The organism is Maritalea myrionectae DSM 19524, assembly GCF_000423365.1.
GTDB lineage: Bacteria > Pseudomonadota > Alphaproteobacteria > Rhizobiales > Devosiaceae > Maritalea > Maritalea myrionectae.
In genome coordinates this window covers 431,187-447,487 of the sequence record NZ_AUHV01000005.1, presented here as the reverse complement: position 1 = coordinate 447,487, position 16,301 = coordinate 431,187, and the positions used below count along the sequence as shown (strand labels likewise).

General features: G+C 51.4%; 19 protein-coding genes and 1 riboswitch. Of the genes, 6 read left to right on the top strand and 13 right to left on the bottom strand.

What is annotated here, in order from left to right:
* The 3 genes from G549_RS0116230 to G549_RS0116220 form a co-directional block, all read right to left on the bottom strand.
* On the bottom strand, positions 1-786 hold the full coding sequence (locus G549_RS0116230; protein WP_027835907.1) for a DUF2189 domain-containing protein: 786 nt from the start codon (positions 784-786) through the stop codon (positions 1-3).
* Positions 787-911: 125 nt separating this feature from the next.
* Positions 912-2,093: a BaiN/RdsA family NAD(P)/FAD-dependent oxidoreductase gene (locus tag G549_RS0116225; RefSeq protein WP_036223098.1), complete on the bottom strand. Its 1,182-nt coding sequence runs from the start codon at positions 2,091-2,093 to the stop codon at positions 912-914.
* A 99-nt stretch (positions 2,094-2,192) separates the two neighbouring features.
* Positions 2,193-3,011 (bottom strand): hypothetical protein, encoded by an 819-nt coding sequence (locus tag G549_RS0116220; RefSeq protein ID WP_027835905.1) that lies wholly within the window; start codon positions 3,009-3,011, stop codon positions 2,193-2,195.
* 160 nt (positions 3,012-3,171) lie between these two features.
* Positions 3,172-3,322, top strand: a riboswitch (FMN riboswitch).
* 106 nt (positions 3,323-3,428) lie between these two features.
* On the opposite strand from G549_RS0116220, the gene G549_RS0116215 reads away from it, so the two are divergent.
* From G549_RS0116215 to G549_RS20725, 3 genes are all read left to right on the top strand, one after another.
* The gene (locus tag G549_RS0116215) at positions 3,429-4,355 is read left to right on the top strand and encodes a DMT family transporter (RefSeq protein ID WP_027835904.1); all 927 of its coding nucleotides are present in this window, start codon (positions 3,429-3,431) and stop codon (positions 4,353-4,355) included.
* 198 nt (positions 4,356-4,553) lie between these two features.
* Positions 4,554-5,660: a copper-containing nitrite reductase gene (gene nirK, locus G549_RS0116210; protein ID WP_027835903.1), complete on the top strand. Its 1,107-nt coding sequence runs from the start codon at positions 4,554-4,556 to the stop codon at positions 5,658-5,660.
* 75 nt (positions 5,661-5,735) lie between these two features.
* The gene (locus G549_RS20725; protein WP_051213994.1) at positions 5,736-6,653 is read left to right on the top strand and encodes a formylglycine-generating enzyme family protein; all 918 of its coding nucleotides are present in this window, start codon (positions 5,736-5,738) and stop codon (positions 6,651-6,653) included.
* Between the two features lie 14 nt (positions 6,654-6,667).
* On the opposite strand, the gene G549_RS0116200 is transcribed toward G549_RS20725, so the two are convergent.
* A complete protein-coding gene (locus G549_RS0116200) occupies positions 6,668-7,873 on the bottom strand; it encodes an NnrS family protein (RefSeq protein WP_027835902.1) in 1,206 nt (401 codons plus the stop codon).
* 68 nt (positions 7,874-7,941) lie between these two features.
* On the bottom strand, positions 7,942-8,391 hold the full coding sequence (locus G549_RS0116195; protein ID WP_156905570.1) for a pseudoazurin: 450 nt from the start codon (positions 8,389-8,391) through the stop codon (positions 7,942-7,944).
* A gap of 95 nt (positions 8,392-8,486) precedes the next feature.
* On the opposite strand from G549_RS0116195, the gene G549_RS0116190 reads away from it, so the two are divergent.
* The gene (locus G549_RS0116190) at positions 8,487-9,191 is read left to right on the top strand and encodes a Crp/Fnr family transcriptional regulator (RefSeq protein ID WP_027835900.1); all 705 of its coding nucleotides are present in this window, start codon (positions 8,487-8,489) and stop codon (positions 9,189-9,191) included.
* A gap of 10 nt (positions 9,192-9,201) precedes the next feature.
* Here G549_RS0116190 and G549_RS0116185 read toward each other — a convergent pair whose 3' ends face one another.
* The 5 genes from G549_RS0116185 to G549_RS0116165 all read right to left on the bottom strand — a co-directional run bounded on the left by G549_RS0116185 (position 9,202) and on the right by G549_RS0116165 (position 13,172).
* Positions 9,202-9,438: a DUF1858 domain-containing protein gene (locus G549_RS0116185; protein ID WP_342773369.1), complete on the bottom strand. Its 237-nt coding sequence runs from the start codon at positions 9,436-9,438 to the stop codon at positions 9,202-9,204.
* Between the two features lie 76 nt (positions 9,439-9,514).
* A complete protein-coding gene (locus tag G549_RS0116180; RefSeq protein WP_027835898.1) occupies positions 9,515-10,261 on the bottom strand; it encodes an SDR family oxidoreductase in 747 nt (248 codons plus the stop codon).
* A 24-nt stretch (positions 10,262-10,285) separates the two neighbouring features.
* Positions 10,286-11,314, bottom strand: coding sequence for an L-threonine 3-dehydrogenase (gene tdh / locus G549_RS0116175; protein ID WP_027835897.1), 1,029 nt, complete (start codon positions 11,312-11,314; stop codon positions 10,286-10,288).
* A complete protein-coding gene (locus tag G549_RS0116170) occupies positions 11,314-12,513 on the bottom strand; it encodes a glycine C-acetyltransferase (RefSeq protein ID WP_027835896.1) in 1,200 nt (399 codons plus the stop codon). Before G549_RS0116170 ends, tdh begins: the two co-directional genes overlap by 1 nt.
* Positions 12,514-12,599: 86 nt before the next feature.
* A complete protein-coding gene (locus G549_RS0116165; RefSeq protein WP_027835895.1) occupies positions 12,600-13,172 on the bottom strand; it encodes a helix-turn-helix domain-containing protein in 573 nt (190 codons plus the stop codon).
* A gap of 300 nt (positions 13,173-13,472) precedes the next feature.
* On the opposite strand from G549_RS0116165, the gene G549_RS0116160 reads away from it, so the two are divergent.
* Positions 13,473-14,201: a Crp/Fnr family transcriptional regulator gene (locus tag G549_RS0116160; RefSeq protein ID WP_027835894.1), complete on the top strand. Its 729-nt coding sequence runs from the start codon at positions 13,473-13,475 to the stop codon at positions 14,199-14,201.
* A 16-nt stretch (positions 14,202-14,217) separates the two neighbouring features.
* Here G549_RS0116160 and G549_RS20720 read toward each other — a convergent pair whose 3' ends face one another.
* From G549_RS20720 to G549_RS0116145, 3 genes are all read right to left on the bottom strand, one after another.
* Entirely contained in the window at positions 14,218-14,550 is a 333-nt protein-coding gene (locus G549_RS20720; protein WP_051213990.1) for a DUF167 domain-containing protein, read from the bottom strand.
* 9 nt (positions 14,551-14,559) lie between these two features.
* A complete protein-coding gene (locus G549_RS0116150; RefSeq protein ID WP_027835893.1) occupies positions 14,560-14,850 on the bottom strand; it encodes a YggT family protein in 291 nt (96 codons plus the stop codon).
* Between the two features lie 367 nt (positions 14,851-15,217).
* Complete coding sequence (locus tag G549_RS0116145) at positions 15,218-15,664, bottom strand: tellurite resistance TerB family protein (RefSeq protein ID WP_027835892.1); 447 nt, start codon at positions 15,662-15,664, stop codon at positions 15,218-15,220.
* Between the two features lie 110 nt (positions 15,665-15,774).
* Between G549_RS0116145 and G549_RS0116140 the strand changes: the two genes are divergently transcribed.
* Positions 15,775-16,299, top strand: a complete 525-nt coding sequence (locus G549_RS0116140) for a hypothetical protein (RefSeq protein ID WP_027835891.1) — start codon at positions 15,775-15,777, stop codon at positions 16,297-16,299.
* Positions 16,300-16,301 lie beyond the last annotated feature (2 nt).

The following is a 16,301-nucleotide window of genomic DNA, read 5'->3' as shown; positions in this document are numbered from 1 at the left end:
TTATACCACCAGCTTTTTATAAAGATGCCATGTGGCATGGCCCAAAATCGGCAAGGCAAGCACAAGACCCAAAAACGCTGGTACCATCGCCACAAAGGTGAACAAGACGATCAGTGCCCCAAAGGCAATCATGGGCAGAAAATTCTTGGTCACCGCTTTAAAGCTGGTGATGATCGCTGAAACGAAATCCAACTCGCGTTCAAGCAAAAGCGGCATAGCCACCACAGTGGAGGCGAACAACACAAAGGAAAGGCCAGCGCCCACCAAGGTGCCAACCGCCAAAAAGCCCAGCCCTTCGGACGTGGTGGTGATCACCGTTAGAAACATGCCCACTGACGAGAAGCTCTTGAACCCCAGAAACAGGGCCAGCAGCAACCGCACCTGATAGACCCAAATCCAGAAAATGAACAGCACCACAAAGGCCATCCAGCCCAATTGCCGATCCTTTTGCCGGAACATCAGCCCAAATATTTCGCCCATTTTGAGCGGTTCGCCTGCATGCAATCGACGCGACACGTCATAAAGCCCCACGGCGATAAACGGCCCCAACAGCGGAAAGCCAATGGCAACAGGTATGATCATCCACGGCATATCGTAAACCGCGAGCGCTGCCAGAATGGCAAAGCCACCCAAAACATAAAAGCCACCAAAGATCAGCCCATATTGTGGGGCGCGCATAAAGTCGTGCCACCCCTGGCCCAATGCCTCGCCAATGTCGGAAAATCCAATTTTATTAACTTGCGGCAACCCACCCGGTCGCGTTGCAACTTGTGTATCTTCGGTCATGTCTCCCCCCAACCGAACAGATGAAAACAGTCGCCAATCCCAATGCATCATGCCTGCGCATTCAGCACGGATTGATCATCCCTTTGCGCATCAAATCAAGGAAAAGGCCCGCTGGCAATTTGTTTTTAAACCGCTTGTCCGGCCACCCACGCCGAAGACCAGGCCCATTGGAAATTATACCCACCAAGCCAGCCGGTCATATCCACCACTTCGCCGATAAAATAAAGCCCCGGCACTTTTTTCGCTTCCATGGTGCGGTTGTCCAACTCGTCGGTGGCCACGCCCCCCAACGTCACTTCGGCCGTGCGATAACCTTCCGATCCCGTGGGCTTCAACACCCATTGCGCCAAACGGTCCGAAAGATTTTTGAGCTTCTTGTCACTCATATCCGCCAGATTACCGCTGATATTCTGTTCGTTGATCACAAACTCAACCACACGCTTGGGCAAAAACTGGCCCAAAACCGTCTGCACGGCACGCTTGCCATTATCCTGTCGCGCGGCGCGCAACTGGTCAAATATGTCTTGTCCCGGCAGCATATTGACCTTGATTTGATCGCCCTCGCGCCAAAACGACGAGATTTGCAAAATTGCCGGACCGCTCAACCCACGATGGGTGAACAAGAGCGCCTCATTAAACTGCACTTTACCGCGGCTCACCTGCACAGGATCCAGCGCCACCCCGGCCAATTCCTTGATCGGCGCTAAAGTGGATTGATCGAACGTCAGCGGCACCAGCCCTGGTCGCGTCTCCACCACCCGTAACCCAAATTGGCTGGCCAAATCATAACCAAAACTGGTGGCCCCCATTTTCGGAATCGATTTGCCACCGGTGGCCACCACCAGTTTTTCCGCCTCGACCTGTCCATCATCCAGCTCAACAACAAATCTATCGCCAGTTTTTTGCACCCCATGCACACTGGTTTTCAGCCGCAGCTCAACGCCCGCATCCCGCAAATCGTTCAGCAACATGTCAATGATCTGTTGCGCGCTCTCATCACAAAACAACTGCCCCAGGGTTTTTTCATGAAACGCAATTTTGCGTTCCCGCACGCGGCCAATAAAGTCCTGCGCCGAAAACCGTTTGAGCGGCGAAATCGCGAAATGTGGGTTTTCGCTCAAAAACTGTTTGAAGCTGGTGTTCACATTGGTGAAGTTGCATCGCCCGCCGCCCGAAATGCGGATCTTATCGCCCGCCTTCTTGGCATGGTCCACCAGCAATACCCGGCGCCCGCGCTTGCCCGCCTCCGCCGCCGCCAACATCCCCGCCGCCCCGGCGCCAATTATCAACACATCCACTTTATGCAAAAGGCTCACTCCTTGGTTGAAGCGAGCCTTACGCGGAAATGACAATTAAAGGCAAGAAAATCCTCGCTGTGCGATATCAAGAATCTGCCAAGCAATCAGCTATTTTTGATCATAACTTTCAGCTGTTTTATTTTTCAGACTTAGCCGAGAACCACTCCATTCGAGAAGTTCAAATCCCAAAGTGAAAACAAAAAGGAAGAGGTACCAATATAAAAAGAAAGAGAGAACCCAACCTATAGGCGTTGCGACATAAAAGAATATCATCATCGCCAAGCCCAAAAACTCACTCGAGCCAGATCCGCCCAATAATTCTAACAAAAAGCCAATGGGTGCGAAAACCGCAGTAACCGATACCGCATAAAGTTTATCCCTAATGTCAAAAGAATACCCGGTAAGATGGTGGATTAGATAGGTGGTCGCAAATACAAATGCACAAAGTAGTACAATGGAAAAGAGTGGAATATTCTTATCTACAAACGCTCGGTAAGCCATAAATGTGAATATCAAGATCACTGCAAAGCCGAGAATACGCACTGAAAAGAGAAAGCCAAGAACGTTGAATTGATCTATCAGCGGCTTAACAACGGCACTCTTCCAGATCATTGGCGACACAAAAATAAAGATCGCAGCGATACAAAACGCGAGAACCACAGGCACTGACGGGAAAGAGTTTTTGTTATATAGAATCCATCTGGGCTGAGTGCCTGTAACCCAATATCTTGTCCAATTGCTAACGATGAGTGTTACTAAAACCAGAAGAAAATAACGCTTTAAAACGAACCAATTAATAAAACTGGAATCGAATGTCTCCCTCGGAAGAACAAAGATCCGAGACAATTCAAAAAAGCAAAACAATAGAGCAGGAATAAATACAACTGCAGTCGCTGCGCGGGCGTGAACAAAGAATATTTTAAACATACACAAATCAAAAAATTCGAGAAAATCTGCTCAACTATCGCATCTTATTCTTTGTCTACAAACATTGAATGCTTTTAAGGTAAACCTTGCCTTTCAATTTCCTTGCCATCGTCAAATCCCCCATGCTAAAACAGCGCGCTTTCGGAATGGTCCGGGGGCAAAACCTTCTCAGGGCGGGGCGAAATTCCCCACCGGCGGTGAATGGAGCAACCCATAAGCCCGCGAGCGCCTTTTGGTCCCGCCAAAAGGGTCAAGCAGATCTGGTGCAATTCCAGAGCCGACGGTCAAAGTCCGGATGGAAGAGAAGGGGTCGAATAGCCTGCCACACGATTGCCCCTGTCGGGATTTCGTTTGGTGCTTGTTCGGGTCACCCTCATCACGCCCTGATTCATATCGGTTCGGAAAGGAACTCGACACATGGATCAGTCCGCAAATCTAACATTGCGCAACCCTGCGATTTTGGCCGGGCTTTATATGGTGGGCGCTGGCATTGCGTTCGCCGCCGTCAATTCGCTTACCCAATTGGCCACCCTCACCCACGGCACGCCCTCCACGGCTGCCGCCTTCTGGCAATATTTGCTGGCCTTTTTCATTATGCTGCCCATGGTCAGTCAACTTGGCTCCGGTGCGCTGAAAACCAAGCGCCCTGTCATGCATGTATTGCGGGTGATTGCCGCATCTATCGGCGTGCAGCTTTGGGTGCTGGGCCTCGCCAAGGGCGTGCCCATTTGGCAGGCCATCGCCTTAATTATGACCTCCACCTTCTTTGTCACCATCGGTGCCGCACTCATTTTGCGTGAAACCGTGGGCTGGGCCCGCTGGGCCGCCACGCTTTTGGGTTTTGTTGGCGGCATGATCATTTTGGAGCCATGGGCCGAAGGTTTCACGATCAATTCGCTACTGCCCGTGGGCGCTGCCCTATTTTGGGCCATCACCTCCTTGTTCACCAAAGAGCTGACCAAAACCGAACACTCAGATTCCATCACTCTTTATTTGCTGCTCCTCACCGCACCTGCCAATGCGCTATTTGCCTTTTCCGCCGCCCAAGGTAATCCCGAAATGGGCCTGCTCGACGGTTTCGCCATCTCAAACAATATGGCGCTGATCTATATTATTGCCGCAGGCCTGTTGGTGGCGCTGGCGCAATTTATGATCACCAAAGCCTATGCCACTGCCGATGCCGCTTATGTGCAGCCATTTGATCATCTGAAACTGCCCTTCAACGTGTTGGGTGGGCTCTTGGTGTTTGGCTGGGTGCCTACGGGCAATCTATGGGTCGGGGCGGCCTTGATTATTGTCGCGTCTTTATATATTGCCCAGCGCGAAGCGAAACGCAGGCCCTAAAGCAAAGACAAACAATAAAGGGGGACTAAGCGCCCCCTTTATTGATCTAGATCAATAAAACACATGTTATCTTTTTGATTTATAAAATTTTTTTCAATTTTTGAGCGTGTCTATTTGATCTAGAACAAAGAAACCTCTCAAAACTTCGCCTACCTTCTCCTCATCAAGACCAACAATGAGATCTTAAAGGAGAATGTCATGGTTACTCGTCGTCAAACAATCTTTGGAGCCCTCGGCACAGCAGCAGCGCTGACCGCAGTGGCCAACCTTACACCGCAAGCAATGGCTGCGGATAACGTAGATGAGATGCCTCGCAAAAAAGTGAAGTTGGTACCTCCTCCATTCGTACATGAGCACGAGCAAGTTGCTTCAGGTCCTCCACAGGTCGTTGAATTTGAAATGACCATCCAAGAAAAAGTTTGGGAAGTGGATGATGAAGGTACAACAACTCACGCCATGACTTATGATGGCTCTGTGCCTGGTCCTATGATGGTGGTGCATGAAGGCGACTATGTTGAGTTGACCCTCATCAACCCAGAAAGCAACGAACTGCTGCACAATATCGACTTCCACGCCTCAACAGGCGCGTTGGGCGGCGGTGCATTGACAGAAGTTGCCCCTGGCGAACAATGCGTGTTGCGCTTTAAAGCCACTCGCCCAGGTACCTTTGTTTATCACTGTGCCCCTGGCGGTTCTATGATCCCATGGCACGTTGTCTCAGGCATGAGCGGCACCATTATGGTTCTGCCTCGCGAAGGCCTGAAAGATGATAAAGGCAACCCACTGCGTTATGACCGTGTGTACAACATCGGTGAGAACGACTTCTATATTCCTCGCGATGAAAATGGCGAATACAAGACCTACGAAACCGTGTCTGAGAGCTTTTCAGATCAAATTGAAACCATGCGTGGCTTGATCCCAACCCATGTGGTGTTCAACGGTAAAAAAGGCGCACTTACAGGCGAAAATGCGCTGACAGCCAAAGTGGGCGAGAAAGTCTTGTTCGTGCACTCACAAGCCAACCGCGACACACGTCCACACTTGATTGGTGGTCATGGTGACTATGTTTGGGAAACAGGCAAGTTCAACAACGCCCCTGAAAAAGATCTCGAAACATGGCTCATCCGCGGCGGCTCTGCCGGTGCAGCATTCTATGAGTTCTTGCAGCCTGGGGTTTACGCCTATGTGAACCACAACCTCATCGAGGCAGTTGAACTCGGCGCCACAGCCCACGTGTTGGTGGAAGGCGATTGGGACGATGATCTGATGAAGCAGGTCAAAGCACCCGGCCCAATCAGCAAATAAAGCTGACAAATAGCGAATTGTTGATTGCCCGGCCGACTTCTCCTCGGCCGGGCTTTTTATTCAAGGAGTGGTGAGATGACCGCTGATCGTTTGAAAACTGCAAGTTCCATTTTCCTGCCCATGGCTTTGTTGGCCGGGGCAAGTTTTTGGCTGATCCAAAGCCTGACAACGCCACAACAATCCACCTTGCCACATCCAACCATTGCCACAGATACCACGATCGATACGCCAGCGCTGGTGACCATTCCCCCGCGCAACTTCGAATATCGCGACCCCACTCGCTATATCGAAAATGAATTGCCGCAGATCTCTCCATTGGTGCACGCAAAGGTGCAAACACAGCTTGAAGTCACTCAAGACCTTGTAACCAATAAGCAATATCGTGCGTGTGTGGTGGAAGGATATTGCGCGCCTGCCATCACCGTTAAAACGCCCATTGATGATCATCCCGTGGTGGGCATCAATTATGAAATGGCCGCGAAATACGCCGAATGGCTCAGCATTAAAACCGGCGACAATTGGCGATTGCCCACCGCTTTGGAATGGGCACAATTTGCGGCTGAAAAATATGATGACCCCGAAAAAGATATTCAATCCGACCCCAACAACCCTGCTGTGGCTTGGCTGTCAGACTACCGCGCCAAATCCAAAAGCAAAGGCGAAGCACCCCGTCAAAGCCTGAGGCCTGTTGGCCTTTTTGGCGCCAACAGCCTGGGCGTCAACGATGTGGCGGAAAATGTGTGGGTATGGACCTCTACCTGCTATGAACGCATCAATGTGGACGCGGGCGGCACCAAATCTAGCGCCACCAGCTGCGGCGCAAGGGTGGTGGAAGGTGCCCACCGGACCTATCTGTCCGTGTTTATTTCCAACCCACAAGGTGGTGGATGCACTGTGGGTGATCCACCAAGTCACTTAGGCATTCGTCTTGTGAAGGGGGCCGAGCAGCCCAGCTTCTGGAGCCTTTTGCGCAACCTGTCCCCCTTCGGGTAACCGCTTTAATGCGGTCAGCGCTTCGGCTGTGCCCTGGGGCGCATCAGTTTGCCACCATAAAGAGCTACAAATCCCCAAAACCCGATGACCCAGAATAGGTGCGAGCCACGCATCAGCATGACGCTGGCGTCTGAATCAAACGCCGCCAAAATCCGCAAAATGGATGCCAAAAGAATCGCCGCAAATAAAATGAGCGTGCCGCGCGTCGCCACCAATGGATGCCCGGTATGCCCCAAGGTAGCCCGCGACATCACGCCAATCACCATCAAGCCAACAGCGCCCGTGCTCAACGCGTGAATCGCGGCAACAATAGGCACCAATCCATCATCCAGAAAACTCAGCGCCATCAAGGAAAAGCCAATTGGCACAAACGCATACCCAGTGTGCAACACCAGCAATAGCCCGTCACGCCAGATCAACTCTGGGTGCCACCGCATCAGGCGCACGAGATGCAGGCCAGCCAACAACATAAAACCGAAAGCAAAGAATATTGGCCAATTAAATAGCCCCGTGCTTTGCAGCACAAAACCCAAAAGGATCACCGCACTGGATAAGACAGTGATTTTATCGAAACCACCAAAGGGATGGGGCAGCGTCTCGCTTTGGCGTTTCACCAAGTAATTGCGCGTAAAGCTGGGCACAATCCGCCCGCCAATAAGCATAATCAGCATCAGCACCACACTTAGCGCCAAATAGGCAGCAGGACGCGTGCTGAACCCGTTTGCCCAGGCAACGTAGAACCAGATTTGCGCCATCACCAACAGGCCAAACATGACGAGCACTTTCAGGTTACGCCAGTTTTTCCCTGCCAAAATCTCTCGGCACACAGCTGCTGCAAATAGCGTGGGGAACAATAGATTTAACGCCACCACGCTCCACAAGGGCATCAGCGCCGAAATATTGGTGACCACGCGTCCCAATGCCCAGGCCAAAACCAACGCGATCAATGCGGTCCCATTCACCGGCAATCGCCCAGTCCAGTTGGGCACCGCCGTCAATAAAAAGCCCGCAATCACAGCCGGCACGAAACCAAACAATGTTTCATGCATGTGCCAGTCAGCAATGCCCATCGAAATGGGCAACTCGATCTCGCCAAAATAAAATGGCACCCACAACAAGATTGTGAGGCCAGCATAAAAGGCGCCAAACAAAAAGAACGGGCGGAACCCATAGCTAAAAAGGGTTGGACCCGAATAGGCATTGGTGCGGGGGATTGCCATTTCGAAATTCCTTCAAGTAGATACAAAAAGGGCAGGCATTATTTCTGCCTGCCCCAAAAAGCTGCTGCTTACTGAACTTGTTCGAACAATTCTGCGAACACTTTCTTGGCTTTGCCTTTTTGCTTCACTTCTTTGGCTTCTTCCAGATTGCTGGTTTCACCAACTGTGATCAGCGCAACCATGCCCATGGCATAGTGAGGTGTGCATTTCACACCATAGACGCCTTCTTTATCCACTGTAAGCACGTATTCTTTGTTAAACTTGCTTTTGAACTCTTCGACACCTGCGGGCAGCATGCCTTTGATGCTTTCAACATTGTGGCCCTTATCTGTGGGTACAAACTTGATGGTATCACCAGGCTGAGCGGCCACAAAATCAGGTTCGAAAACCATTGTGCCTTTTTCGCCTTTGTTGAGCATTTGAACTTCGAACTCTTCAGCCAAGGCTGGGCTCAATACCATGCCAGTTGCAGCGACAAGACCGAAAACAGCGATTACTTTTTTGAACCCGTTTTTCATTTTGATATCCTTTCAAGAAATCTTTGTGCGTTGACCAATCTTGTAACTGATCTGGAAAACTGATTATTTGCGTTAGATCAAACAAATGGACGGCCATGCAAAAAAAAGCACCAAAGATAGATCCAAGCCTTGTGGCAGACTTCCCGCTCTTCAACGACATGAAGAAAGAAGACATCGGCGACATCTTGGAAAAAGGCGTCGCCAAGCACTATAAGAAGGGCGACCGCTTCTTTGACCAGTTCGATGAAGCCACCCACTTCTTTTTGATGTTGGATGGCTATTTGGAGGTGAGCAAGACCACCGAGGAAGGCTCACAAGTCATCATGCGGCATTTTGGCGTGGGCGAATTGTTTGGCGTGGCGCCCGCCATCGCCCAGAAAAACTATCCCGCCACCTCGCGCGCCTTGGTCGATTGCGTTGCCATCCTTTGGGAAAACAAATTTTGGGATCTGTTTTTGGTAGAGCATCCACAATTTATCAAAAATGCCTACAGCGCCATTGGCCAAAGGCTGGCCCAATCGCAAGAGCGCATCGTAGAAATGTCTACCGAGCAAGTAGAACGTCGTGTCGCACACGCGGTCATGCGCCTCACCCACCAATGTGGTGTAAAAACAGAATCTGGCATTTTGATTGATTTTCCGGTGTCCCGGCAGGATATCGCGGAGATGACAGGCACCACTTTGCACACTGTATCGCGCTTGTTTAGCGCGTGGAGCACCAAGGGCTTGATGCAAGTGGGTCGGCAAAAGATTGAAGTGCTGGAAGCGCACAAACTGGCGCTATTGGCACAAGGCCACTAAGTATTTCGGCCTAGAAGCGCTTGGCGGAACCAGCAATGGCCAGGGCCAGTTCTTCGGCAAACTGATCTTCGTCGAGGTGATATTCCTCCGCGGCGTCCACAATGGTGTGAAAGCTCGCAATGGGACACCCAACGCAAGACATGCGTCGTTTCATAAACACAGACACAGTTACCGGCCATCGACGCATAATTTCGTCCAGGCTCATATCTGGATCGATAGCGCTTGGCTTTGACGATGCAAACATCATAAGACAAATCCCTTCATCTCATCACATTAAACAATCGTTGCGGAAACAACTTTGCGCCAGCGCAAAGAAAAAAACTCTAGCCGCCCCCATGAACGGGCAAAATCGCGCCGTTCACATAGGACGCTTCTGGCTGCGCCAACCACCAAACGGCCTCGGCAATATCGTCAGGTGTGGCCACGCGCCCAAGCGGGCTATTCTGCGCCACCATTGCCGGACGGTTGGGGTTGCCCTGCGTTTGGTGGATCGGCGTATCCACGGTACCCGCGCGCACCGCATTGACCCGGACACCATCAGGCCCCAATTCTTTCGCAAGACCCACCGTCAAGCTATCCAACGCGCCCTTGGACCCGGCATAATGCACATATTCATTCGGGCTGCCCAACAGGGCCGCGATCGAACTGATATTGATGATGGTGCCGCCGCTGCCGCCAAAAGAATGCCCCATACGCCGCGCGGCCTGCTGCGAACAATAAACCGCACCAAACAGATTAATATCAAACACGTTGGACAATTGCTGCGGATCAAGATCCACTAATTTGCTGGCCCCGCCAATAATGCCTGCATTATTGACCAGCACGCGGATTTCCCCCAGCTGCGCCTGCACACCATCAAACAACCCAGCCACCTGCATTGGATCGGCGATGTCACACCGATGCGCCAAGCATTTCACGCCGTGGGCCACACATGCCTGCTCCAATTCATCAGCGCGTGCCCTATCGCGCTGAAAACAAAAATCAACATCATAGCCGCGTGACGAAAAAAGGGTGCAAAGCGCGGCACCGATTCCCCCGGTGCCGCCCGTGATCAAAACTGTTTTGTCCATCCACCATTTGTGTGATGGCTGGGCCTATTTGTCTAGGTCCAAAATCACCTTGTTGGCCTCGCCTTTACCAACGGCTTCAAAGCCTTTGGCAAAATCTTCGAACGGCAAATGATGCGAAATGACCGGGGTCACATCCAAGCCCGATTCCAGCATGGCCAGCATTTTATGCCAGGTTTCAAACATTTTACGCCCATAAATGCCTTCAAGAGTGAGGCCTTTAAAAATCGCCTTATTCAAATCCATTTCCACCTTGCCGGGGAAAAGGCCCAAAAGTGCCACGCGACCGCCGGTGATCATATGCTCAATCATCGAATCCATAGCTGGTGCCGCACCGGACATCTCAAGGCCAATATCAAAGCCTTCACGCATGCCCAGTTCGCCCATTACATCGCGCAAATTTTCCTTGTCAGCCCGCACGCCACGGGTGGCACCCATCTTTTCAGCCAATGCCAATCGTTCGTCATTCAGATCGGTCACAATAATATGCCGCGCGCCCACATGGCGGCACACCGCCGCAGCCATGCAGCCAATTGGCCCCGCCCCGGTGATCAACACATCCTCGCCCGACACATCAAAGGTCAGCGCGGTGTTCACCGCATTGCCCAACGGGTCAAGGATCGAGGCCACTTCATCGCTCACACTGTCTGGCAAAGGCCGAACATTGGCTTCCGGGATCGCCACATAATCGGCAAATGCACCGGGACGGTTGACCCCGATCCCTTTGGTCTCTGCACAAATATGCGCCCGACCGGACTGGCAGTTCCGGCATTTGCCGCACGGAATATGCCCTTCACCAGACACACGCTGGCCGACCTTTAGGTCTTTCACCTCGTCGCCGATCTCCTCGATAAGGCCCATATATTCATGGCCAACCACCATGGGCACAGGCACGGTATTTTGCGCCCACTGGTCCCATTTCCAAATGTGCATGTCCGTGCCGCAGATCGAGGCTTTCTTCACCTTGATCAACACATCATGCGGCCCCACATCAGGCTTTTCCACCTCATGCAGTTCGAGGCCCGGTTCATCCTTTGCCTTCACCAATGCGCGCATCAGATCACTCCCAATTCTTTGCCAACCTGTTCAAAGGCCGCAATAGCTCTATCCAAATCTTCGGTCGTGTGTGCCGCCGACATTTGCGTGCGGATCCGTGCCAATCCTTTCGGCACCACGGGGAACGCAAACGCGGTGACATAAACCCCCAGCTCGAGCATGCGCTTGGCAAATTTTTGCGCCAGCACCGCATCATTCAGCATCACCGGGATAATCGCATGTTCGCCAGGCACCAGTTCAAAGCCCAATGCCGCCATTTTTGCGCGGAAATATTTCGCATTATCAAACAGCTTTTCCCGCAGATCGGGCGACTGCTCCACAATATCCAGCGCTTCCAAAGTGGCTGCCGCGATCATAGGCGGCAAGGCATTGGAGAACAAATAAGGCCGCGCCTTTTGCCGCAACATGGTCACCAGTGGTTTCGCCCCAGCGATATAGCCGCCCGCTGCGCCACCAAGGGCCTTGCCAAAAGTGCCCGAATAAAGATGCACGCGATCTTCAACGCCAAAATGATGTGGTGTGCCTTGGCCGTTCGGGCCCATAAAGCCCACCGCGTGGCTGTCATCTACCATCACCAGCGCATCATATTTTTCGGCCAGATCACAAATGCCCGGCAAGTTGGCCATGATCCCGTCCATAGAGAACACGCCATCCGTGACGATCAAGCGATGTCGCGCATCCTGCGCCGCCTTAAGCTGTTCTTCCAGCGCATCCATATCATTATTGGCATAGCGGAAACGCTGGGCCTTACACAGACGCACCCCGTCAATGATCGAAGCGTGGTTCAGCGCATCAGAAATAATCGCATCTTCCGGCCCCAGCAACGCTTCAAAAACACCCGCATTGGCATCAAAGCACGCGATAAACAGAATGGCATCTTCAGTGCCCAAAAACTCTGAGAGCCGCGCTTCGAGCTGCTGGTGGATCGCCTGGGTGCCGCAGATAAAGCGCACCGACGCCATGCCAAAGCCTTCGCTTTCAATGGTTTCAATCGCCCGTTTTTCCAACCGCTTATCGTCTGCTAGGCCAAGGTAATTGTTGGCGCACATATTGAGCAGCGGCACATCTTCGCCATTTTCACCGCGCACGGTGATGTTGGCCGATTGGGGGCTGGTGATTCCATATTCGGATTTGAACAAGCCTTCTTCGCGCAATTGGTTTAGCGCCTGTTCGGTATCTTCGATCAGCTTTTTCGACATAACAGATAAATCTCTATATATTGGACTAAATCCAATATAGTGGAAATTTATCTAGTTGCCAACATCGTGTGGGCAAGAAATATGACTCAATGCTGCGGTTGCGCCACCACCAAAATCGCCTTTGCGTCCACATTGCCAATATTACGGATTGTGTGGGGCTGATCAGCACGATAGCGCAACGTATCCCCTTCTTCCGCTTTGGCGCGCTTGTCACCCGCTTTAACTTCCAATGTGCCCACCAAACAGGTCAAATGCTCAAATGTGCCCGCCGCATGGGGCTGCGAGTGCAACGCGCCGCCAGGCGCCGCGCTAAAATCATACCACTCGATGGGCATGGGCGTGCGCGGCGGGTTCAGCAGCTTCACAATGCATTTGCCATCTTCACTTCCCTTTGACGGGGTTGAATAGGCCGGAATATGCGTAATCATGTGATCACTTGCGGCTTGCTCACCCAAAGTGGACAAATCCAAACCAAGCGACTGCGCCAAATTCCAGACCAAAGTGAAGGTCGGGTTCACGGCCCCCCGCTCAATCTGGCTCAACATTGACTTGGATACGCCGCACCGCTCAGCCAGCATTTCCAACGTTAGTCCCTGTTCTTTGCGCGCCTTGCGCACCATCTCGCCCAAATGTGGGGGTGGCATCAGTGATCGGGACATAGACACGCCTTTTACCGTTTGAAACAAAAATACAATATAGCGGAATTCTGCCGCAAACAATGGTTACAAGTGATTCTATTCCGGCTGTGGAACACCTCGAAAAAGTGCACATGCAGCATCTACGGTTTAAAAGTCACGTTTTTTTCACTACGCCGCAATGAATCAGGCGTGAAAAACTCCACAATTCCGACGGATTTACGCCTATCGCGACCATTTGCGCTGCGACGAATCGTCAAATGGGTCGAAAATCAAAAAATTTATGTTATGATTCTGATTGGAGGATAACCTCTGGGGATGAAAATGAGTTCGCGTAAAGACATTCATAATTCGGATATTCCGATACTGTGCCAATCTTGCGAGGCACGACATAAAGGCATCTGCGGTGCATTAGAGCCGCAACAATTGGTCGAGCTGGCGCGACACACAAGACAGGTGCGTCATAAACCAGGCGAAGAGCTGATTGGCGACACCGAAGAGGTCAAATCCTACGCGAACGTAATTTCGGGCGTTGTGAAACTGACAAAAATGCTCGCTGATGGTCGCCAGCAAGTAATCGGCCTGCAATTTGCGCCTGATTTTTTGGGCCGCCCCTTCGCCGAGGAAAGCCGCCTCAGTGCCGAAGCCGCCTCGGGCGTCAATTTATGCAAAATCCCGCGCTCCGCGCTCGAATCGATGATCAAAACGTCGCCAGAGCTTGAGCATCGCTTGCTGATGCAAACGCTCAAAGAACTTGATTTGGCTCGTGATTGGATGGTGACTTTGGGGCGCAAAACCGCTTCAGAAAAAGTGGCCAGCTTCCTTTATTTGATTGCCACCCATATCGACCCCACCAAAGATATTGAGGAAATGGACAGCATCAAATTTGACCTGCCCCTCACGCGTGTCGATATTGCTGACTTTTTGGGTCTGACCGTGGAAACAATTTCCCGGCAGCTCACAAAAATGCGTAAGGACGGGGTCATTGAGATCGAGAATAACCGCACCTTTTTCGTGCCAAGTTTAGAGCGGCTTGAAGATCGCTGCGGCTAGGCTGACCAATTCGCTATCAATCCTTGCGTCCAGCCGCCAAATAGACGTTTTCAAACTCAACGCAAGTCATCCCTGCGATCACCAGCTGTTTATGACGGCTGGTTTCACCGCGCACCACGTCGACAGCACTGGGGCGACACCCAACAGTTTTTGCAATTAGCTTGGTGACAGCCTTGTTGGCTTTGCCTTTTTCAGGCACGGCCTGCACCCGCACCACCAATTGCCCCTGCCCGTCCACGTCAGCAACCACAGGACCAATTTCATCCTTGGCGGCATTGGGTGTCACCTTCAAAAACAATAAAAGCCCAGCGCTTGTTTCGCGCCAGGCTTTCAAATCCGGTTCCGTCATTGTTCTCGACTAGAACGCGTACGGATATAAATAAAGCACGATAATTCGTTGCAGCGCAAAAATGCCGATAAACAGCACGATGGGCGAAATATCCAACCCGCCGATACTTGGTACAACACGACGAATTGGGTTGAGCACAGGCTCTGTCAACCCGTTCACAATCCGCCAAACGGTCGCCACGAACTGGTTAGAGTAGTTGATGACGTTAAACTGCAACAACCAGCTCATCACAATCATAATGATCGCGACCCACCAATAAAGGTTGAGCACCAGCATAATAATTTCCAACAAAACCCGCATAGATGTCTCCGCTTTGCGCTTTTTCTCTTCCTATGTAGCCATTTGCACCGCACATCACAAGGGTCCGAACAGCTTGGCAGCAATCAAAGTAAACAAGCTCAACAAAATTAAACCCGCGCACCCCAAACAGGGCCACGCGGGTTCAAATACTAAATACCTAGATAGGATACGCAAAACTAAATTCCCATCACGTCAATTAAAGTGCACAAACTGTGCCAACCCGGGGAATGCAAGTAAATGTCCATATGTAGGGGCCGTTTACCGGCCACACCTACTAGACCACCTGTTTATGAAGAGATCTTAAGACTTTTCAGCCCGCATTTTGCGAGTGAAGTTGCAATTTGCAAACCTCCACTTGCAGATTGCACTATCTGATTTTCGCTGCATGACGCACTTCCGCGCGCAACATTGTGCGTTCTCGTGCCGAAACCCCGATGAGTTCAGCAACCCGCCAAACCATATTGTCTTCCAACTCATGATTGTGCTGGTCCACAAACACCACCTGCCACATCATATTGATAATGGCGTGCTTTTCTTCCACTTCAAGCTGGTTCAGCACTGAGGTGAACGCATATAAATCAACCGCTTCGCTGTTTTGCTCAGTCGCCAACTTAAACAAATCTTTCACCTCATGCGGGTCGAGGCCGTAGTAGGATTGCAAAGTCTTTTTGATTACTTCTTTTTCCTCGTCGCTGCTTTCCCCGTCCACAGCGGAAAGGTGAACCAGCAATGCGGCCACACACAATTTTGGCTCCAAATTGGGCATATCGGCCTTCTTCTTAGCCGAAAACAATTTCGTAATGGCGTCAAACATATCTGTGCATCTTCCTTCCAAGCGACTCAGATTAAGGGTAGAATAATTCCAATAAAAAGGGAATTGTCCTTTAACCTCAATCCCTAACCTCAAACGTCAAAGCGATTTCTATGTTACGCATCACCATGGCCATCGGTGCATTTCTTTTTTTAATGTCTGAGCTGATGCGTGTTCTGGCGCATGAAATCGATGCCGCAAATGCCGGGGTGCAACTCCTCGCCGCCCTGCTGCTTTCAATTGGATTTTTGGCAGTCGCATTCGGGCCGGAAAACACCAAAATCAAGCGCAATGCCGGGTTGATGTGGGTCGGCAGTTGCTTTTTGTTGGCATTTCTTGCTTTTGATCTGTTGGGCTACGGGCGCACCAGCTTGTTTTTGCACCATGACAATTATCTGTTTTGGGCCACACATCTTGGTCTGGCTGTCAGCGCCCTGGTGCTGGCATTTGCTCATTGGCAAACGCGGGATATGCAGGATTGGCACCCTGCCCCATTGTTGCTGGCGCTCACAACACTGCTTTTTGTGGGTGCACGCTTGCAAGCTTTGCCCCTCAACTGGCAGTTTGTCACCAGCCTCTTGTGGAGCTTCAGCCTTTTATTTGTCGCTGCAAATCGTTTGAATGATCGCGTTCGCTGACG